Source organism: Pseudoduganella lurida (assembly GCF_007830455.1).
GTDB classification, from domain to species: Bacteria; Pseudomonadota; Gammaproteobacteria; order Burkholderiales; family Burkholderiaceae_D; genus Rugamonas; species Rugamonas lurida.
Genome location: NZ_VLLB01000001.1, coordinates 854,767 through 875,113, shown reverse-complemented (window position 1 = coordinate 875,113; position 20,347 = coordinate 854,767). Strand labels below are relative to the sequence as shown.

At 68.9% G+C, this 20,347-nt stretch carries 16 protein-coding genes and 1 pseudogene; 12 read left to right on the top strand and 5 right to left on the bottom strand.

Annotated elements, in window-relative coordinates:
• Window positions 1-127: 127 nt before the first annotated feature.
• The 3 genes from IP91_RS03830 to IP91_RS03820 all read left to right on the top strand — a co-directional run bounded on the left by IP91_RS03830 (window position 128) and on the right by IP91_RS03820 (window position 2,566).
• Window positions 128-658, top strand: a complete 531-nt coding sequence (locus IP91_RS03830) for a hypothetical protein (protein WP_145647422.1) — start codon at window positions 128-130, stop codon at window positions 656-658.
• 152 nt (window positions 659-810) lie between these two features.
• Window positions 811-1,995 carry a zinc-dependent alcohol dehydrogenase gene (locus IP91_RS03825; protein WP_145647421.1) on the top strand — a complete coding sequence of 395 codons (1,185 nt, stop codon included), beginning with the start codon at window positions 811-813 and terminating at the stop codon, window positions 1,993-1,995.
• 10 nt (window positions 1,996-2,005) lie between these two features.
• Complete coding sequence (locus tag IP91_RS03820; RefSeq protein ID WP_229473839.1) at window positions 2,006-2,566, top strand: hypothetical protein; 561 nt, start codon at window positions 2,006-2,008, stop codon at window positions 2,564-2,566.
• Between the two features lie 111 nt (window positions 2,567-2,677).
• Here the strand turns inward: IP91_RS03820 and IP91_RS03815 are convergent, their stop codons facing one another.
• Window positions 2,678-3,094 (bottom strand): NUDIX hydrolase, encoded by a 417-nt coding sequence (locus IP91_RS03815; protein ID WP_229473837.1) that lies wholly within the window; start codon window positions 3,092-3,094, stop codon window positions 2,678-2,680.
• A gap of 281 nt (window positions 3,095-3,375) precedes the next feature.
• Here IP91_RS03815 and IP91_RS03810 point away from each other — a divergent pair, with 281 nt between their 5' ends.
• Genes IP91_RS03810 through IP91_RS03800 form a run of 3 tightly spaced genes read left to right on the top strand, consistent with a single transcriptional unit; the run spans window position 3,376 to window position 7,868 of the window.
• Entirely contained in the window at window positions 3,376-4,683 is a 1,308-nt protein-coding gene (locus IP91_RS03810) for a hypothetical protein (RefSeq protein WP_229473834.1), read from the top strand.
• Window positions 4,684-4,692: 9 nt separating this feature from the next.
• Entirely contained in the window at window positions 4,693-5,127 is a 435-nt protein-coding gene (locus tag IP91_RS03805; protein ID WP_145647419.1) for a phosphate ABC transporter substrate-binding protein, read from the top strand.
• Complete coding sequence (locus IP91_RS03800; RefSeq protein ID WP_145647418.1) at window positions 5,127-7,868, top strand: bifunctional diguanylate cyclase/phosphodiesterase; 2,742 nt, start codon at window positions 5,127-5,129, stop codon at window positions 7,866-7,868. Before IP91_RS03805 ends, IP91_RS03800 begins: the two co-directional genes overlap by 1 nt.
• A 25-nt stretch (window positions 7,869-7,893) precedes the next feature.
• Here IP91_RS03800 and IP91_RS03795 read toward each other — a convergent pair whose 3' ends face one another.
• Window positions 7,894-8,424: a hypothetical protein gene (locus IP91_RS03795; protein WP_145647417.1), complete on the bottom strand. Its 531-nt coding sequence runs from the start codon at window positions 8,422-8,424 to the stop codon at window positions 7,894-7,896.
• A 244-nt stretch (window positions 8,425-8,668) separates the two neighbouring features.
• Here IP91_RS03795 and IP91_RS03790 point away from each other — a divergent pair, with 244 nt between their 5' ends.
• The 4 genes from IP91_RS03790 (at window position 8,669) to hmpA (ending at window position 13,491) form a co-directional block, all read left to right on the top strand.
• On the top strand, window positions 8,669-10,990 hold the full coding sequence (locus IP91_RS03790; RefSeq protein WP_229473831.1) for an ATP-binding protein: 2,322 nt from the start codon (window positions 8,669-8,671) through the stop codon (window positions 10,988-10,990).
• A 105-nt stretch (window positions 10,991-11,095) separates the two neighbouring features.
• Window positions 11,096-11,320: a hypothetical protein gene (locus tag IP91_RS03785; protein WP_145647415.1), complete on the top strand. Its 225-nt coding sequence runs from the start codon at window positions 11,096-11,098 to the stop codon at window positions 11,318-11,320.
• Window positions 11,321-11,557: 237 nt separating this feature from the next.
• Window positions 11,558-12,016 (top strand): RrF2 family transcriptional regulator, encoded by a 459-nt coding sequence (locus IP91_RS03780; protein WP_145647414.1) that lies wholly within the window; start codon window positions 11,558-11,560, stop codon window positions 12,014-12,016.
• A gap of 296 nt (window positions 12,017-12,312) precedes the next feature.
• Window positions 12,313-13,491 carry an NO-inducible flavohemoprotein gene (hmpA, locus tag IP91_RS03775; RefSeq protein ID WP_145647413.1) on the top strand — a complete coding sequence of 393 codons (1,179 nt, stop codon included), beginning with the start codon at window positions 12,313-12,315 and terminating at the stop codon, window positions 13,489-13,491.
• A gap of 83 nt (window positions 13,492-13,574) precedes the next feature.
• Here the strand turns inward: hmpA and IP91_RS03770 are convergent, their stop codons facing one another.
• Together IP91_RS03770 and IP91_RS03765 are read right to left on the bottom strand one after the other, a co-directional pair.
• Window positions 13,575-14,411: an HDOD domain-containing protein gene (locus IP91_RS03770; RefSeq protein ID WP_145647412.1), complete on the bottom strand. Its 837-nt coding sequence runs from the start codon at window positions 14,409-14,411 to the stop codon at window positions 13,575-13,577.
• A 42-nt stretch (window positions 14,412-14,453) separates the two neighbouring features.
• A pseudogene (locus IP91_RS03765) lies at window positions 14,454-15,746 on the bottom strand (D-amino acid dehydrogenase); the annotation flags it as partial.
• Window positions 15,747-15,857: 111 nt separating this feature from the next.
• On the opposite strand from IP91_RS03765, the gene IP91_RS03760 reads away from it, so the two are divergent.
• Window positions 15,858-16,349, top strand: coding sequence for an Lrp/AsnC ligand binding domain-containing protein (locus IP91_RS03760; protein ID WP_145647410.1), 492 nt, complete (start codon window positions 15,858-15,860; stop codon window positions 16,347-16,349).
• Between the two features lie 75 nt (window positions 16,350-16,424).
• Here the strand turns inward: IP91_RS03760 and IP91_RS03755 are convergent, their stop codons facing one another.
• On the bottom strand, window positions 16,425-18,464 hold the full coding sequence (locus tag IP91_RS03755) for a DUF4214 domain-containing protein (RefSeq protein ID WP_145647409.1): 2,040 nt from the start codon (window positions 18,462-18,464) through the stop codon (window positions 16,425-16,427).
• Window positions 18,465-18,735: 271 nt separating this feature from the next.
• On the opposite strand from IP91_RS03755, the gene IP91_RS03750 reads away from it, so the two are divergent.
• Window positions 18,736-20,322: a hypothetical protein gene (locus IP91_RS03750; protein ID WP_229473828.1), complete on the top strand. Its 1,587-nt coding sequence runs from the start codon at window positions 18,736-18,738 to the stop codon at window positions 20,320-20,322.
• The last annotated feature ends 25 nt before the right edge of the window (window positions 20,323-20,347 follow it).

The following is a 20,347-nucleotide window of genomic DNA, read 5'->3' as shown; positions in this document are numbered from 1 at the left end:
TAGCAATTTTGCAAATTGCGTGGCGATGTTCCGACCGCCTGGCGGCATGTACTCCTACGTCGGTGCGTTGCGGCGCATGCCAGAATTTTGTTCCCGCAATGAGCATCATTCGCCAAGGAGAAATGTCATGAAAGCAAAACTCGCAGTCATCCTCACAGCAATGCTCGTCAGCGCAGGCGTGGCGGCCCAGTCGACCAGCACGGGATCGACCAGCACGAGCGCGACTGACAGCGCTCAGAAGCAGTCCGCCGACGCCAAGAAAAAATCCAAGTCCTCGAAAACGAAGCAGCACAGCACCAACCCGGCCGACCAGTCCACGTCCGGCGCCAGTGGCTCGGCCGGGTCGCAGTCCACCGAGACCGCCACCGGCACGTCCAGCGGCGCGTCCAGCACCGGCACGACCAGCGGCACCGACACCTGGCGCGGTCCCAGCGGTACCAGCGGCATGAACAGCACGCAGCCGGGCGCCGCCGGCACACCGGGCGGCACGTCCATGACGCCGAGCACGACGCCCGACACCTCGGGCACCGGCAGCGCCGGCGACACGTCCGGCACGGGCACGACGCGTTCGGGCGCGGGCGACGTGAACAACAGCTCCGGCACGTCCGGGACCAGCGGTACCACCGGGACCACCACGCCGCCACTGCCAGCCCGCTAACGGCGCTTCCACGGGGCCGCCCCCTGGCGGTCTCCTCAACGAATTGACCCGCGCAACGCCTTCGCGCGGGGTTGCCGCCCGGCGTCGGTGCCGGGCAGCGCCCCCGCGCGTCCCGCAGCCGGCCTCGACAGGCCATACAAGGAGAATCACTCATGCTGGCAATGAATTACCGCGGACCTTTCCGCGTCCGTGCCGAACACAAGCCCGATCCCGTCATCGAACATCCGGGCGATGCCATCGTGCGCGTCACCCGCTCCTGCATCTGCGGCTCGGACCTCCACCTGTACCACGGCCTCGTGCCGGACACCCGCGTGGGCACCACGTTCGGCCATGAATTCGTCGGCATCGTCGAGGACGTGGGCTCCCAGGTCACCAAGCTGAAGGTGGGCGACAAGGTGCTGGTGCCGTTCAACGTGTTCTGCGGCTCGTGCTTCTTCTGCCAGAAGGAGCTGTACGGCAATTGCCACAACACGAATCCCCAGGCCACGGCCGTGGGCGGCATCTACGGCTATTCGCACACGGCGGGCGGCTTCGATGGCGGGCAGGCCGAACTGGTGCGCGTGCCGATGGCCGACGTCGGCCCGACCGTGATCCCGTCCGATATCCACGAGGATGACGCGGTGCTGCTGACCGATGCGCTGCCGACCGGCTACCAGGCGGCCGAGATGGGCGATATCAGCGAGGGCGACACGGTCGTCGTGTTCGGCGCCGGCCCGGTCGGCATCTTTGCCGCCAAGTCGGCATGGCTGTTCGGCGCGGGCCGCGTGATCGTCGTCGACCAGGTGGATTACCGGCTCGACTTCGTGCGCCGCTATGCGCAGTGCGAAGTGGTCAACTTCCGCGAAGTGGACGACATGGCGCTGCACATCAAGAAGATGACGGACTGGCTGGGCGCGGACGTGTGCATCGACGCGGTCGGCTGCGAGGCGGCCGGCAACGCGGCGCAGACCTTCACCGGCGTGACGACGATGATGCAGGCCGGCTCGGCCACCGTGCTGCACTGGGCGATCAACTCGGTGCGCAAGGGCGGCAACGTGTCGATCGTGGGCGTGTACGGCCCCACCTTCAATGCGGTCCCGATCGGCAATGCGCTCAACAAGGGCCTGACCCTGCGCATGAACCAGGCCAGCGTGAAGCGCCACCTGCCGCGCCTGATCGAGCATATCCGCGCCGGCCACATCGATCCGAAACAGATCATCACGCACCGCGTGCCCCTCGAAGAGGTGGCGGACGCGTACCACATCTTCTCCAGCAAGCTGGACAACTGCATCAAGACGGTGCTGATCCCGCCCAACGCCGGCCAGGTGAAAGCGGTCGAAGCCACGGCATCGCACTGAGGAGAATACGATGGCAAACGATCACAAGCACGACCACGACCATGACCACAAGCCGAGCGCCGACCTGGCCGTGTTCCAGCACGGCCGCCCGCCGGTGGACCGCTCGGCGATCGCCGGCTGGGGCGCGGACCTGGACCGCAAGAACCGGCCCGCCGTGCCGATGGAGCGCACGCCGCCCCGCATCGACGCGCCGCTGACGCAGCCGGAACAGCAGAAGGAGACCGTCGAGATCCTCGTCTCCCCGGAGCGTCCCCATATCACGCCGCTGTTCGGCACGCCGAACCCGCCGCGCGGCCTGTCCGGGGCGCTGCGCCGCGCCGCCTTCAAGCGCACCGAGAACGACGTGCGCCACTGGTTCATGCTGATGGCGGCCGACCGCGTCGACGTGGTGGAAGGCCTGGTGGACGACCTGGCGCGCGGCCACGTGCCGAACATCCTCGGCGAGATGGGCATCAAGGCCGAGTGGCAGCACAACAAGGCGGGCCTGGCGCAGAAGGTGGTGATCGGTGCCGCCGTGCTGGGCATCGGCTACTGGCTGCTGAACCGCCGCGGCGACCGCGATTCGTACTGAAGGCGGAAGGGGCGCGCTGCCGGATCGCCGCTAGCGCGCTTTGCCCTGCCAGGCGTCGCACCTCCCGGCCGGGCGCCGACCCGGGAAGGTGGCAGGTCGCGGTTCACGGCATCACCAGTCGAGCGACAGCAGGCGTTCCGCCATGCGCGGCCAGCACAGCGTGCGCACATCGTCGCGGCTGGCCCAGCGAAAGCCGTCCGCTTCCGGCAGCGGCTTCCCGGTCACCCGGTGCGGGTAGAAGCTGGTGCATACCAGATGGTCGAGCGACACCAGGTCGTCGCCGGCGTCCACGCGGAACAGGTGCAGGCGCTTGTCGCGGCGATAGTCGAACACGCCCAGGTCCACGAAGCGCGCCGCGTCGAACGCCAGCCCCGCTTCCTCCCGCATTTCGCGCCGCGCTGCCTCCAGCGGCGTCTCGCCCGCATCCTGCAGGCCCTTCGGGATATCCCAGTATTTGGTGGCGGTCACGTGGCACAGCAGCAGTGCGCCGGCACGGTTGACGACGAGGGTACCGCAAGACGTTTCCAAATGGTGCTCCAAGCGTGCGTGATAGTTGTCATGATTTTACTGGACGGCGCCGCCGGCACCCGGTCGCCGGCCCGATCTGTTGTTTCGGCGGCCCCGGCAGGAATTATCATTGATTCCGTGAGGAAACTTCTCGACAAGGTCGCGCGGCTCCATTAAAGTACTGCTCGCGATCCCCCGCTCCCGTATCGCGCCCGAGCCCACTGCCGGCTTACCCGGGCCCCGCCTGTGCCCCTTCCGTCCCGAACGATCCCGCGAGCGCCGCGACCGGCGCATGCCTGCCCATGTCCCGACCTCAGCCTTCTCCGTCGCACCGTTTTTCGTCCGCACACGTGCTTGCGTTCGTGTCCGCGCGGCGCCTTCCTTTCCGCCCGTCTCCGCTGCGTGCCGGCCTGGCATTCGTGCTGGGTGCGCTGGCCACCTGCGCCCATGCCGCGCCCACGTTCTCGTTCGGCGGCTTCGGCACGCTGACGGCCGTGCACTCGACCGAGCGGCAGGCCGACTATACGGCCAGTCCCATCTCGCCCGGCACGGCAGGGTATGGCAAGCAATGGGCGTTCGACGTGGACACCCGCGCCGGCGCCCAGGTGCGTGCCCAGTTCGACAGGCGCTGGTCGGCCGTGGTGCAGGTGGTCGAAGAGCGCGGCGTGGATCATTCGTACGCGCCGCACCTGGAGTGGGCCAATGTGAAATTCCAGGTCACGCCGGACCTGGCGCTGCGCGCCGGCCGCATCGCGCTGCCGCTGTTCCTCACGGCCGACTACCGCAAGGCCGGCTACGCGCTGCCGTGGCTGCGCGCGCCCGTCGAGCTGTACAGCATCATGCCGATCTCGAACAGCGACGGCCTGGACGCGAGCTACCGCTGGGATGGGTTCGGTGCGCGGCACGAGACGCAGCTAATGGCCGGCCGCGCGTCGGTCGACCTGGCGCCCGGCATCAGCGGCAGGACGGACCGCGTGCTCGGCATCACGCACACGGCTTCGGCCGGCGCGCTGACGGTGCGGGGCACGGCGGCACGCGCCAACCTGAAGATCGGCGGCGCGGAGGAATACTTCGATGCCTTCCGGAGCTTCGGGCCGACCGGCGTGGCGTTGGCGGACCGCTACGACATCGCCAACCGCAACGTGGTGGTGCTGAGCGCCGGCTTCAGCTACGACCCGGGCGGCTGGTTCGTGATGGGCGAGATCGGCCGCGTCAACACGCGCTCCGTGCTGGGCGACCAGACCGCCGGCTACCTGAGCGGCGGCTACCGCATCGGCACGCTGACGCCGTACGCCACCTATGCAAAGGTGGACGTGAACATGCCGACCTCTACCGAGGGACTGCCGGTGGCGGGACTGCCGCCGCAGCTGGGCGGCCTGGCAACGCTGCTGAACACGGACCTCAACAACCGCCTGCGCAGCATCGGCGTGCAGGACACGGCCAGCATCGGCCTGCGCTGGGACTTCGCGCGCAACTTCGCGTGGAAGATGCAGCTGGACCGGGTGCAGCCGAAGGGCGGTTCGATGGGCACGCTGACCAATGTGCAGCCGGGCTTCCGGTCCGGGCACGCGTTCGGCGTGGTCAGCGCCGGCATCGATTTCGTTTTCTGAGGAGCCGCCATGTTCAGCAGAAAACGCCTTTGTGCCATCGTTGCCGGCATCGCCCTGGCCAGTACCGCCGGCGTGCAGGCGGCCGACCTGGTCGTGATCGTGTCTGCCCAGTCGCCGGCCGTGACGCTGCGGCCCGAGCAGGTGGCGGGCATCTTCCTGTCCGACGGCAGCCGCTTCCCGGATGGCAGCGAAGCGACCGCCATCGACCAGGACCCCGGCTCGCCGCTGCGCGACGAATTCTATGACCGGGTGGCGCGCCGCTCGCCCGCGCTGATGAAGGCGTGGTGGACCAAGATGATCTTCACGGGCCGCGGCCAGCCGCCGCGCGAGGTGGCCGGCAGCGTGGCCGTGCGCCGGCTGGTGGCCGAGAACCCCGGCATGATCGGCTACATCGAGCGCTCGGCGCTGGACGCCACGGTGCGGCCCGTGCTGGTGGTGCGCTGATGCTGGTTCCGGTGTCGGCCGAAGCGGGCGCGAAGGCCGATGCGCAACCCGACAACGGCCATGTCCGATCGGACGGCAAGCGGCCCGAACGGACGCGGGCGCGCTGGCTGCGCCTCGGCCTGGAGACCTACGTCTCGCTGCCGCTGTTCACGCTGGTGCTGCTGGCGGTGATCTGGAGCGCCACGTTCCACTTCATCGGCAACGAGCGCCGCGCCGCGCAGGCGGCGGCGCACGACTCGGCGCTGGAACTGCTCGATACCTACGAGGCGCAGGTGGCGCGCAACCTGAACGGCATCGACCAGACGCTGAAGGTGCTCAAGTATGCCGTGGAACGGGAAGGCGCCGCGAACGCGCTGCCCGAACTGTCGAAGGTGGGGCTGCTGCCTTCCGGGCTGGTGTTCGCCGTCAGCATCGCCGGTGCCGACGGGCGCATCGTCGCCAGCCGCCCCGAAACGCGCGAGCACGCGGTGGCCGGCGAGCGCTATTTCGACGTGCACCGCGCCCGCGACACGGGCCGCCCGTTCATCGCCGAAACGATGCGCGACGGTGCCCGCAACGAATGGCACATCCACTTCACGCGCCGCCTGAACGACGCGCACGGCGCCTTTGCAGGCGTGGTGATCCTGGAAGTCGATCCGGCCTACTTCACCAGCGGCTACGAGCGCTCGCGCCAGGGCGACCAGGGCCTGCTGGCCGTGGCCGGCCTGGATGGCGTGGTGCGCGCGGTGCGCGTGGGCGAACGTGCCGCCTGGGGCCAGCATGTCAACCTGCTGAAATGGGACCGCCCGCCGGCCCAGCCCTGGGTGGACCAGTTCGATCCCGTGCCGCGCTACACGGCGGCGCGCATCCTCAACGCCTACGGCGTGATGGCCATCGTCGGCCTGGCCGAGCCGGAACAGATGGCCGCCTTCGAGCAGCTGCGGCGCGCGCACCTGTGGGAAGCGGGCATCGCCTCGGCGGTGCTGCTGGGCGTGGCGGCGCTGGTGTGGACCTGGTCATGGCAGGGCGCCAAGGCGCGCCGGCGCATCCGCCGCGCGCAGGAAACCTATGCCGCCGCGTCCGAAGCGAACATGGACGCCTTCTTCGTGCTGCGCGCGCTGCGCGACGACGCCGGCGCGATCCATGACTTCCGCATCGTGTCGGCCAACCGCCGCGCCGAGCAGATGACGGACCGCAGCAAGGAGCAGATGCGCGGCACCACGCTGTGCGCGTGGATGCCGAAGGCGCGCGAGAACGGCATGTTCGAACGGCTGCGCCGCCTGACGGAATCGGGCGGCGTCTACCAGGAAGAGTGGCACAACACCGACATGCCCGAGTTCCGCGCCGAGTGGCTGCACTGGCAGGTGGTCGGCGTGGAAGGCGGCGCCGTGGCCATCCTGCGCGACATCAGCGAGCGCCGGCGCGACGAGGCCCGCATCGTCCACATGGCGCACCACGACGCGCTGACGGGACTGCCGAACCGCAGCCTGGCGGGCGACCGGCTCGACCAGGCGCTGCTGCAGGCGCGCCGCACCGGCGAGGGCGTGATGGTGGCGTTCGTCGACCTGGACAGTTTCAAGCTGGTCAACGATACCCTCGGCCACACCGCCGGCGACGATCTGCTGCAGTCGGTGGCCGGCCGCATGGTGGACTGCGTGCGCGCCGGCGACACCGTGGCGCGTTTCGGCGGCGACGAGTTCGTGCTGGTGCTGCCGCAGGGCCCCGGTGCCGGTGCCCGCGCCGAGTGCGCCGCGCTGATCGAACGCATCCTCGCCGCCGTGGTGCAGCCGGTGCAGCTGGACGGCAAGGAGGTGCAGGTGAGCTGCTCGATCGGCGTGGCCGTCTTCCCGCTCGACGGGCAGGACCGCGACACGCTGATGATGAATGCCGACGCCGCCATGTACCGCGCCAAGGAGCTGGGCAAGAACAACTGCCAGTTCTACCGCCACGAGATGAACGCGTCGCTGGAAGAGAAGGTCGTGCTGCTGGAGGGGCTGCGCAAGGCCGTCGACGAGGACCAGCTGCGCCTCGTGTACCAGCCGCAGGTGGAGCTGGCCACCGGCCGCGTGTTCGGCGTGGAGGCGCTGGTGCGCTGGCAGCATCCCGAGCGCGGTTCCATCCGGCCCGACCAGTTCATTCCGCTGGCCGAGGAGAGCGGCATGATCGTCGCCATCGGCGAATGGGTACTGCGCGAGGCTTGCCGCCAGGCGCGGGCGTGGCAGGATGCCGGGCTGCCGGCGATCACGGTGGCGGTGAACGTGTCGCCGCGCCAGTTCGACGACGACCGGTTGGTGGCACGCGTTTCCGGCGCGCTGGCGGCAGCGGGGCTCGATCCCGCGTGGCTGGAGCTGGAAGTGACGGAGAGCCTGATCATGCGCGACGTGCCGCAGGCGATCGCACGCATGCGGGAACTGGAAGCGATGGGCATCGCGCTGTCGATCGACGATTTCGGCACCGGCTATTCCAGCCTGGCGTCGCTGAAGACCTTCCCGATCAGCCGCCTGAAGATCGACAAGTCCTTCGTGCGCGACCTGGCCGACAGTGCCGACGACCAGGCCATCGCCCGCGCGATCATCTCGCTGTCGCACCAGCTGAACCTGCGCGTGATCGCCGAAGGGGTGGAGACGGAGCAGCAGCGCAGCTTCCTGCAGCAGTATGGCTGCGACGAGATGCAGGGCTACCTGTTCAGCCGGCCGGTACCACCGGCGGAAATCGGCAGCCTGCTGGCGGTCCAGGGCATGGCGCGGCTGGACCTGGCCTAGCGGCGGGCTGCGGCCGCTGCGCCGGTCAGAGGACCATGCCCGGCTGCGGTGCGGGCTGCGGGAGCTGCTGTTCCGGCTGACCGGACGGCGGTACCGCGGACTGGCCGGCAGTCTCCCGTGCCGGCGCCGGCAGGCAGTCCGCCGCGTACAGCGTGTGCCCGCTGCCGTCGACGACGCGGCCGGTAACGACCTGCACGCCTTCTTCACGCATGGTTGCCAGCAGCGGCGCCGTGCAGAAGCGCTCGTGCCAGGCGCGCCGCGCCGCCTCGTCGCGCTCGGCCGCGCGGCCGGATGCGCGTTCGGCCAAAAACGTGACCAGGTAGCCCTGGCGCGGCCGCGGCAGGGTCTCCGCCAGGCCGGCGTAGGCCAGCGGGCCGGCCTGCGCCGCCATGCCGCGCGCCAGCTGCTCGATGCGGCCGGCGGCGGGAAACGCGGTGGGGTCGGCCGCCGGCGCGGCAGCGTCGGTCAGCACCGCCGGCCGCAGCAGCCACCAGCCGGCGGCGGCGGCCAGCACGACGGTGACACAGGAAAGAATGCCGGCCAGACGGTGGTTCATGGTGCGCCGCGAAGGGTGGAGGTGGCCGCGATTATATAGCGGCGCACCGGGGACGGCAGGACCATGCAGGATCTGCATGCAAAATTGCATTTTGGTAAAATGCCGGGGCTTTCATGACAGGAATCGAGCGACAGATGTGGGTGAAATGGGTCAGGGCAGGCGTGCCCCCGGGCCGGGCTGGCATGTCCCCGGCAGCCGCAGGTGCCGGCCACGCCGTGCCGGCGCGGGGCTGAGGAGCGGCGCGGTGACCTGGCTGAACAGCCTGCGCGGTCGGCTGATGCTGCTCGTGGTGCTGGCGATCGCGCCGATGGCCGCGATGACGGTGCTGAGCGGCATGCGCGAGCGCGAGCACGCGATCGACGTCGCGCGCGAGAACCTGCAGCGCCTGGCGAACCTGGCCGCGGCCAACGAAGCGCAATCGCTGGAAGGCGCGCGCCAGATCCTGCGCGACCTGTCCAGCATCCCCGACATCCTCGGCAACCAGCAGGGCTGCAGTACGCTGCTGGCCGATATCCTGGCCAAGAACGCCGACTACGTGAACTTCGGCCTGATCCGGCTGAACGGCGACGTGACCTGCAGCGCGGTGCCGTCCCGTGCACCCGTCAACCTGGCCGACCGCAGCCACTTCCGCCGCGCCATCGCCGAGCGCCGCTTCATCGCCGGGAACTACGTGTTCGGGCGCGTCATCGGCCGCCACACCATCAACCTGACCTACCCCGTGATCCGGGACGACGACGTGGTGGCCGTGCTGTTTGCCGCGATGGACCTGGTGGAGCTGGACAAGTTCGTGCTCGACGTGCAGCTGCCGCCCGGCTCGGTGCTGTGGACGGTGGACCGGGAAGGCACCGTGATCTCGCGGCGGCCGGACGCGGCCAGCTGGTTCGGCCGGCGCGTCGCCACGCCGCTGCGCGATGCGCTGGCGGCCCGGCCGAAGACGCCCGTGTTGCTGGCCGATGCCGACGGCGTGGCGCGGCTGTACGCCTTCGCGCGCGTCGGCAAGGCGCAGATCTCCGACTACACGGTAATGATCGGCATTCCGTACGACGACATCGTGGCGGCCGCGCTGCGCGACCAGGCGATCGCCATCGCCGGCCTGCTGGCCACCGTCACGCTGGCGCTGCTGGCGGCGTGGTTCGGCGGCGACGCACTGATCGCGCGGCGCCTGCGCACGCTGGTGCGCACGGCCGACCGCATCGCCACCGGCGCGCTCGACACCCGCACCGGCATGCGCCACCGTGACGGAGAGCTGAGCGACCTGGCCCGCTCGCTCGACGGCATGGCGGCGGCGCTGCAGAAGAAGGAGGGCGAGCGGGAAGCTGCCACCGCCGCGCTGCAGGCGGCCGACCGGCGCAAGGACAAGTTCCTGGCGATGCTGGCGCACGAGCTGCGCAACCCGCTGGCGCCGATCAGTGCCGGCGCACAGGTGCTGCGCATGGCCGGTGCGAGCGATCCGGCCGTGGCGCGCAGCGCGGCCATCATCGCGCGCCAGGTCGAGCACATGACGCGGCTGATCGACGACCTGCTCGACGTGTCGCGCGTGACGCGCGGGCTGGTGCGGCTCGAGCGCGTGCCGCTGGACCTGTGCGACGTGGTGCGCGACGCCGTGGAGCAGGCCGCGCCGCTGTTCAAGGCGAAGCGCCAGCAGCTCGCGCTGGACCTGCCCGCGGCGGTGCCGGGCGTGCGCGCGGACCACCAGCGCCTGGTGCAGGTGGTGGCCAACCTGCTGAACAACGCGGCGAAATACACGCCCGAGCATGGCCATGTGCGCGTATGCCTTGCGCGCGAGGACGCGACCTTGCGCCTGACGGTGGCCGACGACGGCATCGGCATGACGCGCGAGCTGCTGGACCATGTGTTCGACCTGTTCACGCAGGGCGAACGCACGGCCGACCGGTCGCAGGGCGGGCTCGGTCTGGGGCTGGCGCTGGCACGCACGCTGGTGCAGCTGCATGGCGGCACCGTGCAGGCCGACAGCGCGGGGCCGCAGCAGGGCAGCGTGTTCACGGTGACGCTGCCGCTCGACCAGGCCGTCGGCGGCCCGGCTGCCGCTGTGGCGACCGGCAGCGCCACCCTGCAGGAAGAGCCGCCTGCGCGGCGCGCCGACGCGGCAGGCCACCCTGCGGCAGCGTTGCCCGGTGCGGGACCGTCGCGCGACGCGGTGCCGGCGGCATCCGCGCGGCCAGGGACGCTGAAGTGCCTGATCGTGGACGACAATATCGATGCGGCGCAGACGCTGGCGCTGTTCCTGGAGGCGGCCGGCCACACGGTGCAGGTGGCGCACAGTGCGCGCGCGGCACTGGGCCTGGCTGGCGCCGCACCGCCGCAGGCGGCGTTCCTCGACATCGGCCTGCCGGACCTGGACGGCAATGCGCTGGCGGCGCAGCTGCGCGCGCTGCCCGGCATGGCGCACGCGCGGCTGATCGCCGTCACCGGCTACGGCCGCAAGGAAGACCTGGCAAAATCCGCCGCCGCCGGCTTCGACCATTATTTCGTGAAGCCGATGGACACGGCCAAGCTGGTCAAGCTGCTGGCGCTGCTGACGCACGAGGCGGCCCGGGACGGTTGAATCCCGGCTGCACGCGGGACGACCGGCGACTGCGCGGCAAACGACCTGCAACTGCGCGGCGCCACGCGTGCGCGGACGGCCGGCGCGCCGCGCTACACTGGCGGCATGAAACGCTACCGCAACCTGGAAGGCCATTCCGGCGTCGTCGCCTACGCCATCGGCGAGGACGCGATCGCCGTGCGCTTCGCCGGCGGCGACGTGTACGACTACACCTATGCGGCCACCGGCCGCGCCCGCGTCGAGACGATGAAGGCGCTGGCCGAAGCGGGGCGGGGGCTGTCCACCTTCATCTCGCGCTACGTGCGCGACGACTACGCGCGCCGGCACTGAGCGGCCACGCAGCTGCAACTCAGTTGCAACTCAGCTGCAACGCGCCTTCAACTCAGCTGAAACAAGGCCGAAACAAAGCAGCAACCCAGCGCCATGTCAGCTTCCACTCAGCTGCAACCCAGCTGCAACTCAGCTGCAACTCAGCTGCAACTCAGCTGCAACTCGGCTTCCACCGCACTGCCGGCATGGCGTGGCGGCGACGTCTATAATGTCCCGTGCAGCCCAGCAACGGACACCATGAGACTCACGACCTTCACCGACTACACGCTGCGCTCCCTGATGTACCTCGGCATGCACCGCGACCGCCTGGTGACGATCCAGGACATCGCGGACCTGCACGGCATCTCGAAGAACCACCTGACGAAGGTGATCCACCAGCTGGGCATGTCCGGCCTGGTGGAGACCGTGCGCGGCCGGAACGGCGGACTGCGGCTGAAGGGCGAACCGGCAGACATCAGCATCGGTGCCGTCGTGCGCGCCAGCGAATCGGATTTCCACATGGCCGAATGCTTCGACCCGGCCAACGTCGGCTGCGCCTTTTCCGGTGCCTGCAACCTGAAGGGCAAGCTGGCGGAGGCCACCGAGGCGTTCCTGCAGGTGCTCGACGGCGTGACGCTGGCCGACATGCTGCCGGGCGCCCGCCGTCAGGAACACGCGATCCTCGTGCATATGCCCGACCGCCGTCCCGGCGCATGATTTGCTCCTGCCGTCCCGGCGCATGGTCTCCTCCTGCCGTCCCGGCGCATGATCTTCTGCTGCTGTCCCGGCGCATGACCTCTGCCATGCGGCTCTGCGTGTGATCTCCTGCTGCTGCCGCGGCGGATGATCTCCGCGTGCCTTCCCGGCGCATGGTCCCGGCGTGCTTCTCGGGCGCCTGACCTCTTGCGTGAATGACCTGACAGTCTTGCCACTCCTGGGACATTTTGTCCACTGTGCCGCTCTTCCTTAAACATGCAAACTACATGCATGTTTAACCGCCACAGGAGAACACCATGCTGTCCGCCGCACACCGCGCCATCGTCACCGCCACTGTCCCCATCCTCGAAAAGAGCGGCGAAGCCCTGACGCGCCACTTCTATCCGATCCTGTTCCGCGACCATCCCGCCGTGCTGCCGTACTTTAACCAGGCGCACCAGGGCAGTGGCATGCAGCCGCGCGCGCTGGCCAATGCGGTGCTGATGTATGCGAAGAACATCGACCGCCTCGACGCGCTCGGACCGCTGGTGGGCCGGATCGTCAGCAAGCACGTGTCGCTCGACATCCTGCCGGAACACTATCCGATGGTGGGCAGCAGCCTGCTGCTGGCGATCCGCGAGGTGCTGGGCGCCGACGTGGCGACCGATGCCGTGATCGAAGCGTGGGGCGCGGCGTATGGCCAGCTGGCCGGCATGCTGGCCGGTGCCGAAGCGCAGGCCTACCAGGCGCAGGCCGCCGCGCCGGGCGGCTGGAACGGCGTGCGCCGCTTCGTGGTCGCCGCCACGCGGCGCGAGAGCGACGAGATCACCAGCTTCCTGTTCCGTGCCGAGGACGGCGGCCCCGTCGCCGGTTTCCGGCCCGGCCAGTACCTGGGCATCCGCGCCGTCATCGATGGCGTCGAGCAGCGCCGCAACTACTCGCTGTCCGCGCCGCCGGACGGGCGCACCTACCAGATCAGCGTGAAGCGCGAGCCGGGCGGGAAGATGTCGAACCACCTGCACGATGCGGTGGGCGAGGGAAGCATGGTCGAGCTGCTGCCGCCGTCGGGCGAGTTCGTGCTGGCCGAATCGGACCGGCCGGTGGTGTTCATCACCGGCGGGGTCGGCATCACGCCCACGCTGCCGATGCTGGCGGCCGCGCTGGACAGCGGCCGCGACGTGCACTTCATCCACGCGGCGCGACATGGTGGCGTACATGCGTTCCGCGATCATGTCGAGGCGCTCGCGCGGCTCCATCCGCGACTGCACCGCCACTACGTGTACGCAGAAGACCGTGGCCATGTGGCACCCCATGCGGTGGGCCTGCTGGACAGCGCGCGGCTGGCGGCCTGGCTGCCCGCCACGCGCGATGTCGACACCTACTTCCTGGGTCCGCAGCCGTTCATGCGGGCGGTGCGGCAGTCGCTGCGCGAACTGGGCGTGCCGCCAGCGCAGACGCATTACGAGTTCTTCGGACCGGCCGGCGCGCTCGACTGAGCGGGTGCCGGAGCGGAAGTGGAAAGGGCAGGCCGATGGGCCTGCCCTTTTCAATTGGCGTGCGCGAGGTGCACCAGCAGCGTCTATACGAGCAGGGCCGCGTTCATCGACGTGGCATCCTTCTCCGCCTCGTCGAGCAGCCTGGCGGCCATCGCCTCGTCGATGAACAGGTCGACGACGCTTTCCGATTCCGGCAGTTCCTCGCGCGGCGGTGCGGCCAGCGGCGAATCGACCGGCGCGAAGTGGTTCGCCAGCAGCAGCGTGTCGAGCAGGCTCTCCGGCGGCACGCCCAGGAAGCCGTCCCGCAGGCCTTCGATGGCGATCGACACTTCCTCCGGCACGCCCAGCTTCTTCATGACTTCGCGCGTGATGATCTCTTCGCTGGCCGGCTGCCAGTTGTCCGGATCGGGGTCGAGGAGGCCGGGGAATTCGTCGGCGCGCGACAGCAGGTAGAAGCTGCCGACTTCGTGCACGATGCCGGCGAACAGCGCGGTATCGGGATTGATCTCCGTGACGTCGCGCGCGATCAGGCGTGCCAGGCAGGCGACATGCACGGTGTGCTGCCACAGCTGCTCGGCCTTGGCGCGCACTTCGGGATGGGCGATGCGGCTGCCGAACTGGCGCACCACCATCGCCGCCGCCAGCGCATACAGGTTGTGGTAGCCCACGCGCGTGATCGCCGCGCGCACATTGGTGACGGTGTTGCCGCCCCGGTTGAACATCGCCGAATTCGCCAGCGCGACGGTGCGCGCCGCCAGCTGGGGTTCCGCAAGCACGAGCCGGATCGCTTCGTCGATCGGCGTGTCGGGATCCTCGAGGGCGAGCTGCACGCGCAGCGCGGCGTTCACGCTGGTGGGGAACACGAGGTCCCCACGAATCGCCAGCGCGGCGATGTGCCCGAAGGCTTCCAGTTTATTCATACCGAAAATTATACGGGGTCGGTCCCCCTTGCACAATTGAGCTCAGGCGCGTGCGAACGCGGGCTGGCGCGCGCTGCCGGCGCTGCGGTAGCGTTCCACCGACAGGTCGTCCGCCAGGATCGCCGGACGCCGCGCCGACATGATGTCGGCCAGCAGCTGGGCCGAACCGCAGGACATGGTCCAGCCCAGCGTGCCGTGGCCCGTGTTGAGGAACAGGTTGCGCAGCGGCGTGCGGCCCACCACGGGCGTGCCGTCCGGCGTCATCGGCCGCAGTCCCGTCCAGAAGCTGGCACGCGCCGTGTCGCCGGCACCGGGGAACAGGTCGTTGACAACCATTTCAAGGGTGGCGCGGCGCCGCGGTTTCAGCGTGTGGTCGTAGCCCGCGATCTCCGCCATGCCGCCCACGCGGATGCGGTCGTCGAAGCGCGTGACGGCGATCTTGTAGGTCTCGTCGAGGATCGTCGAGACGGGTGCGCGCGCCGCATCGACGATGGGCACGGTGATGGAGTAACCTTTCAATGGATAGACCGGGATGTCCAGCAGGCCGCGCAGCAGCGGCGTGGAGAACGCGCCCAGCGCCACCACGTACGCATCGGCCGTCACCCGTTCGGCACCGCACTGCACGCCGGCGATCTCGCCACCTTCTTCGACCAGGTGGTCGATCGCCACGCCATAGCGGAAGCGCACGCCCAGTTCCGCGGCCAGCGCGGCCAGCCGCGTCGTGAACAGCTGGCAGTCGCCCGTTTCGTCGTTCGGCAGGCGCAGCCCGCCCACCAGCCGCTCGCCGGCCAGGCCCGGTTCGACCGCGAGCAGTTCGCGCGCGCCCAGCAGCTCATAGGGCACGCCGGTCTCCTGCAGCACGTCGATGTCCTTGGCCGCGCCGTCGAGCTGCTGCTGCGTGCGGAACAGCTGCGTGGTGCCGCGTTCGCGGCCCTCGTAGGCGATGCCGGTGCTGGCGCGCAGGGCCTTGAAACAGTCGCGGCTGTACTCGGCGAGCCGCACCATGCGCTCCTTGTTGACGGCATAGCTGGCGGCATTGCAGTTCTTCAGCATCTGCCACATCCACTGCAGCTGGAACAGCGTGCCGTCCGGGGTGAACGACAGCGGCGCATGCTGCTGGACCATCCACTTCAGCGCCTTCAGCGGGATGCCGGGCGCGGCCCAGGGCGAGGCGTAGCCGGGGGAGATCTGGCCGGCATTGGCGAAGCTCGTTTCCAGGGCGGGACCCGGCTGGCGGTCCAGCACCGTCACCTGGTGGCCGGCGCGGGCCAGGTAGTACGCCGTGGTGACGCCGATGACGCCGCTGCCGAGGATGACTACGCGCATGTGGACCTCTGTGCTGGAAAGATTGTGTGGGGATTTCCGCTATGATAAGTTGCTGCTGGCAGTGCTTGTAACTGTATATCGGCAGAAAAACAGCAGAAAAACATGATCAGCGGAGACATCATGCGAACCCAGAAGGAAACCGTGCGCACCCTGGACCGGCTCGACCGCCGCATCCTGCGCATCCTGCAGGACGACGGCCGCGTGTCGATGAAGGACCTGGCCGAGGCCGTGGGCCTGTCCGTCACGCCGGCCATCGAACGCGTCAAGCGCATGGAGCGCGATGGCGTGATCACGGGCTACCACGCGCGGCTCAACCCGGCCGCGCTGGGCGCCAGCCTGCTGGTATTCGTGGAGATCACGCTGAACCAGAAATCGGCCAGCCATTTCGAGCAGTTCCGGCGCGAGGTGCTGCGCATCCCCGAAGTGCAGGAGTGCCACCTGGTGTCCGGCGACTTCGACTACCTGATCAAGGCGCGCATCCGCGAGATGGCGGAGTACCGCAAGCTGCTGGGCGACATGCTGCTGAACCTGCCCGGCGCGGCGCAGTCGAAGAGCTATGTGGTGATGGAGGAGATCAAGGAGACGCTGGCGCTGGCCACGGGGGGCGAGTAGCTGGCCGTTGCAGAAAGGGCCTCCGCGATGGAGGCCCCGATGCCGGTGCGGCTGACAGGCCCTTCGCAGGCTGCGTCAGGCGTGCAGCTGGATGGAACTGCTGATCTGGCCTACGAGCGCGATGGTGGCCGGTGATTCGGCGATCTGCAGCAGCACCTGGCCGCGATCGAGGCCCTGGTGCATCAGGTCCAGCAGGTTCGCGCTTTCGGCGGCCGTCGGGTCGCGGTGCAGGCCGGTGTGATACAGCTGGTCGATGAAGGCGCTGTCGGACAGGTTGCCGGCCTCGCTCGACAGCGCGAAGCTGCGGGCGATGGTGGCGAACGAGGTACCCGCGTCACGCTGGGCCAGCCAGTGGTTGATGCCCGCTTCGTCCGGCGCGCGGCCGAACATCGTCTGATACAGCCGCGCCAGCACGCCGACGTCGGTGCTGTTGAAGTCCATCGTGACAGCCTGCGCCAGGTGTTCCGGTGAATTGATGAAGCTCAGCGCCACCTGCGCGCGATCGAGGCCGGTACCGATGCTCTTCACCCAGAAATCCACTTCGAGCTGTGCGGGCGTGCGTTCGAGCACGCTTTCGTACAGCGCCGTCACGAAGCCCGCCGTGCCGGAAACACGGAACAGGTCGGCCGCTTCGGCGGAGTTGACGAACGACGTTGCGACGTTTTCCACCGAGGCGCCGTGCGCGATATTGTCGGCCCAGTAGGCCAGCTCCATCGCATTGCCGGCGCGGCCCAGGATGCCCTCGTACAGACGGGCCGCGACCTCGGCCGGCGCGCTGCCCTGGCCGCCGTCGAAGCGCAGCGCATCGATCTGGCTCATCGCATAGCTGGCGCCGCCGTCCGCTGCGCTGACGACCAGCGTGCCATTCACGAACTTCATGGTGTAGTCGGTCGAGTGGCCGGACAGCTGCACCGTGTCCGTGCCGGTGCCACCTGTGATCGTATCGGTGCCCGTGCCGGGAACGAACAGGTCGTTGCCGGCCGTGCCCTTCAGCGTGTCATTGCCTGTGGTGCCTTTGACGGTGGTGACAGCGGCCTCTGCCGGCGTGCCCGAGCCCTGCGGCGCGGGTGCAGGTGCGGGTGCTGGTGCAGGTGCTGGTGCCGGTGCTGGTGCGGGGGCCGGTGCAGGAGCAGGTGCTGGTGCTGGTGCGGGGGCCGGTGCAGGAGCCGGCGCAGGCGCTGGTGCCGGTGCTGGTGCTGGCGCCGGTGCAGGAACAGGGTCCACGACAGGCGTCGTCGTGTTGGCCGGCACGCCGGGTGCCGCGGCCTGGGCCGCAACCACCACGTCGAACGAGCCGGCATTGCCCGAGGCGACGGCCGCGCCCAGGTTGTCGGCAACGGCGCCGGCCACGATGGCCACGCGGTAATGGCCGTTGTCGCTGGCATCCCAGCTGCCGCCCGGCGGAGCGATGGTGTAGGTGGCGGTACTGGTGGCAGCATTCCACGCCGCGCCCGTCACCTGCAGCGTATGCGTGCCGTCGGTGATGGCCAGGTCGTCGGTACCGATCGTGCTGCCGTCGATGGAACCGCCGGCGTCGGCATAGCGCACCTCGATCGTGTAGGGCGTGCTGCCGGCAGTCGTCAGGGTGGGGGCCGTCACGGCGTCGACCACGGGTGCGGTATTCGATTCGACCATGGAGACCACGGCCGTTCCCGTCAGGCCGGCATCGCGCGCCGTGACGACCAGCACATAGTTGGTATTGGCCTTGAGCGTGACGGCGCTCAGCTTCGACAGCATGTTGCCAACGCCACCGTCGGCATCGAAGGTGTCGATGTCCTCGTTGGCCGCGACCAGGTTCATCAGGGGCTGCGCGGGATCGAACGAGCCTTCGTACAACCACAGCTCCGTATCGCTTTCCCCGGCAGTGTCCGAATAGCTGAAGCCGGTCGCGCTTTCCACGGTCAGGTCATAGGCACCCGTCGTGGTGGGCCGCAGCGCCACGGTCGAGTAGCCGAAACTGCTCGCATAGCCGCCGTACGGGTTGGCTGCGACGATTGCGTCGGCACCCCAGGTGGCAGTGTACGCATCTTCAGTAAAGAGGATGTCCCCGGGCATCATCGGACGCTGGAAGGTCAGGGTGCCGTTCACGACCACGTTGTAGTTTACCTTGCTCATGATTAGATGCCTTTGGGAAAGTTTAGGTGATGCTATCAGGAAATTCCCGGCACTTCATTAAAACGTAACGGTAAACAAGGAAAATTGTTATAAAGAAATTTCAATGGTTTATCTTTATGCGGCATCGGAGCAACAACGCGCATTCCAGGACCGGAGCGGGTGTTTTCATTGGCAGCGCAGGTACGCGCAGAGCCCCCGCCGCCCGAGGCTTCCGTTAGAATGTCAAAATGGCATCGGCCATGATCGCGAGCTAACAGAACACATCGAGGGCATGAACGTGAACGACTCCGCATCCAACCAGGTCACCCCACCCGCGCCGGAACACACGCTGGTCCTGCGCAACCTCGATGAACACCTGTGTACGGACCAGAGCTTCGGTTCGGCGCTGGCACGCCTGCTCGGCGCGATCGCGGTGGGCGACGACGGCAGCGTCACACTGGCCCAGTTCGCGGCGGTGACGGACCTGGCCGGCGACGGCAAGGCATCCGCCGTGTTCACGGCGCTGGTGCTCAATGCGATCGAATCGGGTGTCACGGTCGACTGGGCGCTCAATGCGCTGGCCCGCAGCAGCAATGCCGCCGAGCCATCCGCCCGCGAAGGCGCGTTCGCGATGATGAAGCCGCTGCTGGTGCTGCAGGGCCGGCGCGCCCGCCCGCTGGCGGTGCGGGCCGCCCGTGCGCTCGGCATCCGCCTGACGCCCGATCACTACTACGGCCTGCCGCCGGAAGAAGAGCGCCGCCTGCTGAACAACCTGGGCACCCAGGCCCGCAAGCTGGTCAAGGGCCGCGGCCTGGTGGACGCGGTGGCCGACTTCGGCCGCAGCACGGGCCAGGTCGAGCTGCTGAACCACGCGCGCGGCTTCAATGGCGGCATGATGACGCAGGAACAGCTGCGTGACACGGTGCAGCGCGCCGTCGACACGATCGCCCACGGCATCGACACCTATCAGCAGACGGCGGCCGCGCCACTGCCGGCGGAAGCCGGGGCGCCAGCACTCACCGCCACCGTCGAGCAGCTGCGCCAGCAGGTGCTGCAGCGCCTGGCCCTGGTCGATGCCCGCATCGCCTACGAACGCCGGATGCTGTGGCAGGATATCGACGATGCCGTGCACGATGCCGGCAACGCTGTCGAACTGGCGATCGCCGAGCGCCTGGACAGCGAGCAGTGGAAGGATGAAGGGGTTTGGTCCAGCATCGGCCGCGACCAGTTCGCCCGCGAGATGGAACTGCGGCTGGACCGGGTGGCGCGCCGCAAGGGCGAAGCGCTGGACCTGCTGCACAACGACCTGAAGCTGTTCCAGGCCGATATGCGCATCACCCAGGACGGCGCGTTCGGCCGCCAGCACAATGCGGCCCTCGCGCGCCTCATGCCGCGCATGCGCATCGGCACGCGGCTGGTCAATTCGGTGGACACGGCCGCCAACTTCACGCTGATGGGCAGCGCCGTGGCGGCGGCCGGTACCAGCACGGCCGCCTACCTGTTCGGCGTGGCGGTGGTGGTGCCGGTGGTGGCGCCGGTCGTGCCGTTCGTCGGCGGCGCCGTGCTGCTGGCTTCCGCATTCAAGTGGGCCACCGACATCAACAAGCGCAAGCGCGAGGAGATCCGCGAGAAGCGCCGCGCGTTCGAGGATGAACTGCGGCGCCGCATGAAGGAGGCGGAGCAGGGCTTCATCGTGCAGCTGGACCGCATCGGCACGGCGTTCTACGAATCGGCCAGCGCGCTGCTCACGCCACTGATGCTGGAAGCGGAAGCGGCCGGCCGCATCCAGGGCATGCGCAAGCGGATCGCCGACAAGGTGATCGCGCAGTCGCAGGGCGCCATTGCGCAACTGCAGGCGGCGCTGCAGATGCCGGCCTGAGGTTCAACCCGCCACCAGTCGCCGG

Bases quoted from the DNA above. Each gene is read 5' to 3' on its own strand.
- IP91_RS03830 (WP_145647422.1), top strand. From the start codon at position 128: ATGAAAGCAAAACTCGCAGTCATCCTCACAGCAATGCTCGTCAGCGCA.
- IP91_RS03825 (WP_145647421.1), top strand. From the start codon at position 811: ATGCTGGCAATGAATTACCGCGGACCTTTCCGCGTCCGTGCCGAACAC.
- IP91_RS03820 (WP_229473839.1), top strand. From the start codon at position 2,006: ATGGCAAACGATCACAAGCACGACCACGACCATGACCACAAGCCGAGC.
- IP91_RS03810 (WP_229473834.1), top strand. From the start codon at position 3,376: ATGTCCCGACCTCAGCCTTCTCCGTCGCACCGTTTTTCGTCCGCACAC.
- IP91_RS03805 (WP_145647419.1), top strand. From the start codon at position 4,693: ATGTTCAGCAGAAAACGCCTTTGTGCCATCGTTGCCGGCATCGCCCTG.
- IP91_RS03800 (WP_145647418.1), top strand. From the start codon at position 5,127: ATGCTGGTTCCGGTGTCGGCCGAAGCGGGCGCGAAGGCCGATGCGCAA.
- IP91_RS03795 (WP_145647417.1), bottom strand. From the start codon at position 8,424: ATGAACCACCGTCTGGCCGGCATTCTTTCCTGTGTCACCGTCGTGCTG.
- IP91_RS03785 (WP_145647415.1), top strand. From the start codon at position 11,096: ATGAAACGCTACCGCAACCTGGAAGGCCATTCCGGCGTCGTCGCCTAC.
- IP91_RS03780 (WP_145647414.1), top strand. From the start codon at position 11,558: ATGAGACTCACGACCTTCACCGACTACACGCTGCGCTCCCTGATGTAC.
- hmpA (WP_145647413.1), top strand. From the start codon at position 12,313: ATGCTGTCCGCCGCACACCGCGCCATCGTCACCGCCACTGTCCCCATC.
- IP91_RS03770 (WP_145647412.1), bottom strand. From the start codon at position 14,411: ATGAATAAACTGGAAGCCTTCGGGCACATCGCCGCGCTGGCGATTCGT.
- IP91_RS03760 (WP_145647410.1), top strand. From the start codon at position 15,858: ATGCGAACCCAGAAGGAAACCGTGCGCACCCTGGACCGGCTCGACCGC.
- IP91_RS03755 (WP_145647409.1), bottom strand. From the start codon at position 18,464: ATGAGCAAGGTAAACTACAACGTGGTCGTGAACGGCACCCTGACCTTC.
- IP91_RS03750 (WP_229473828.1), top strand. From the start codon at position 18,736: ATGAACGTGAACGACTCCGCATCCAACCAGGTCACCCCACCCGCGCCG.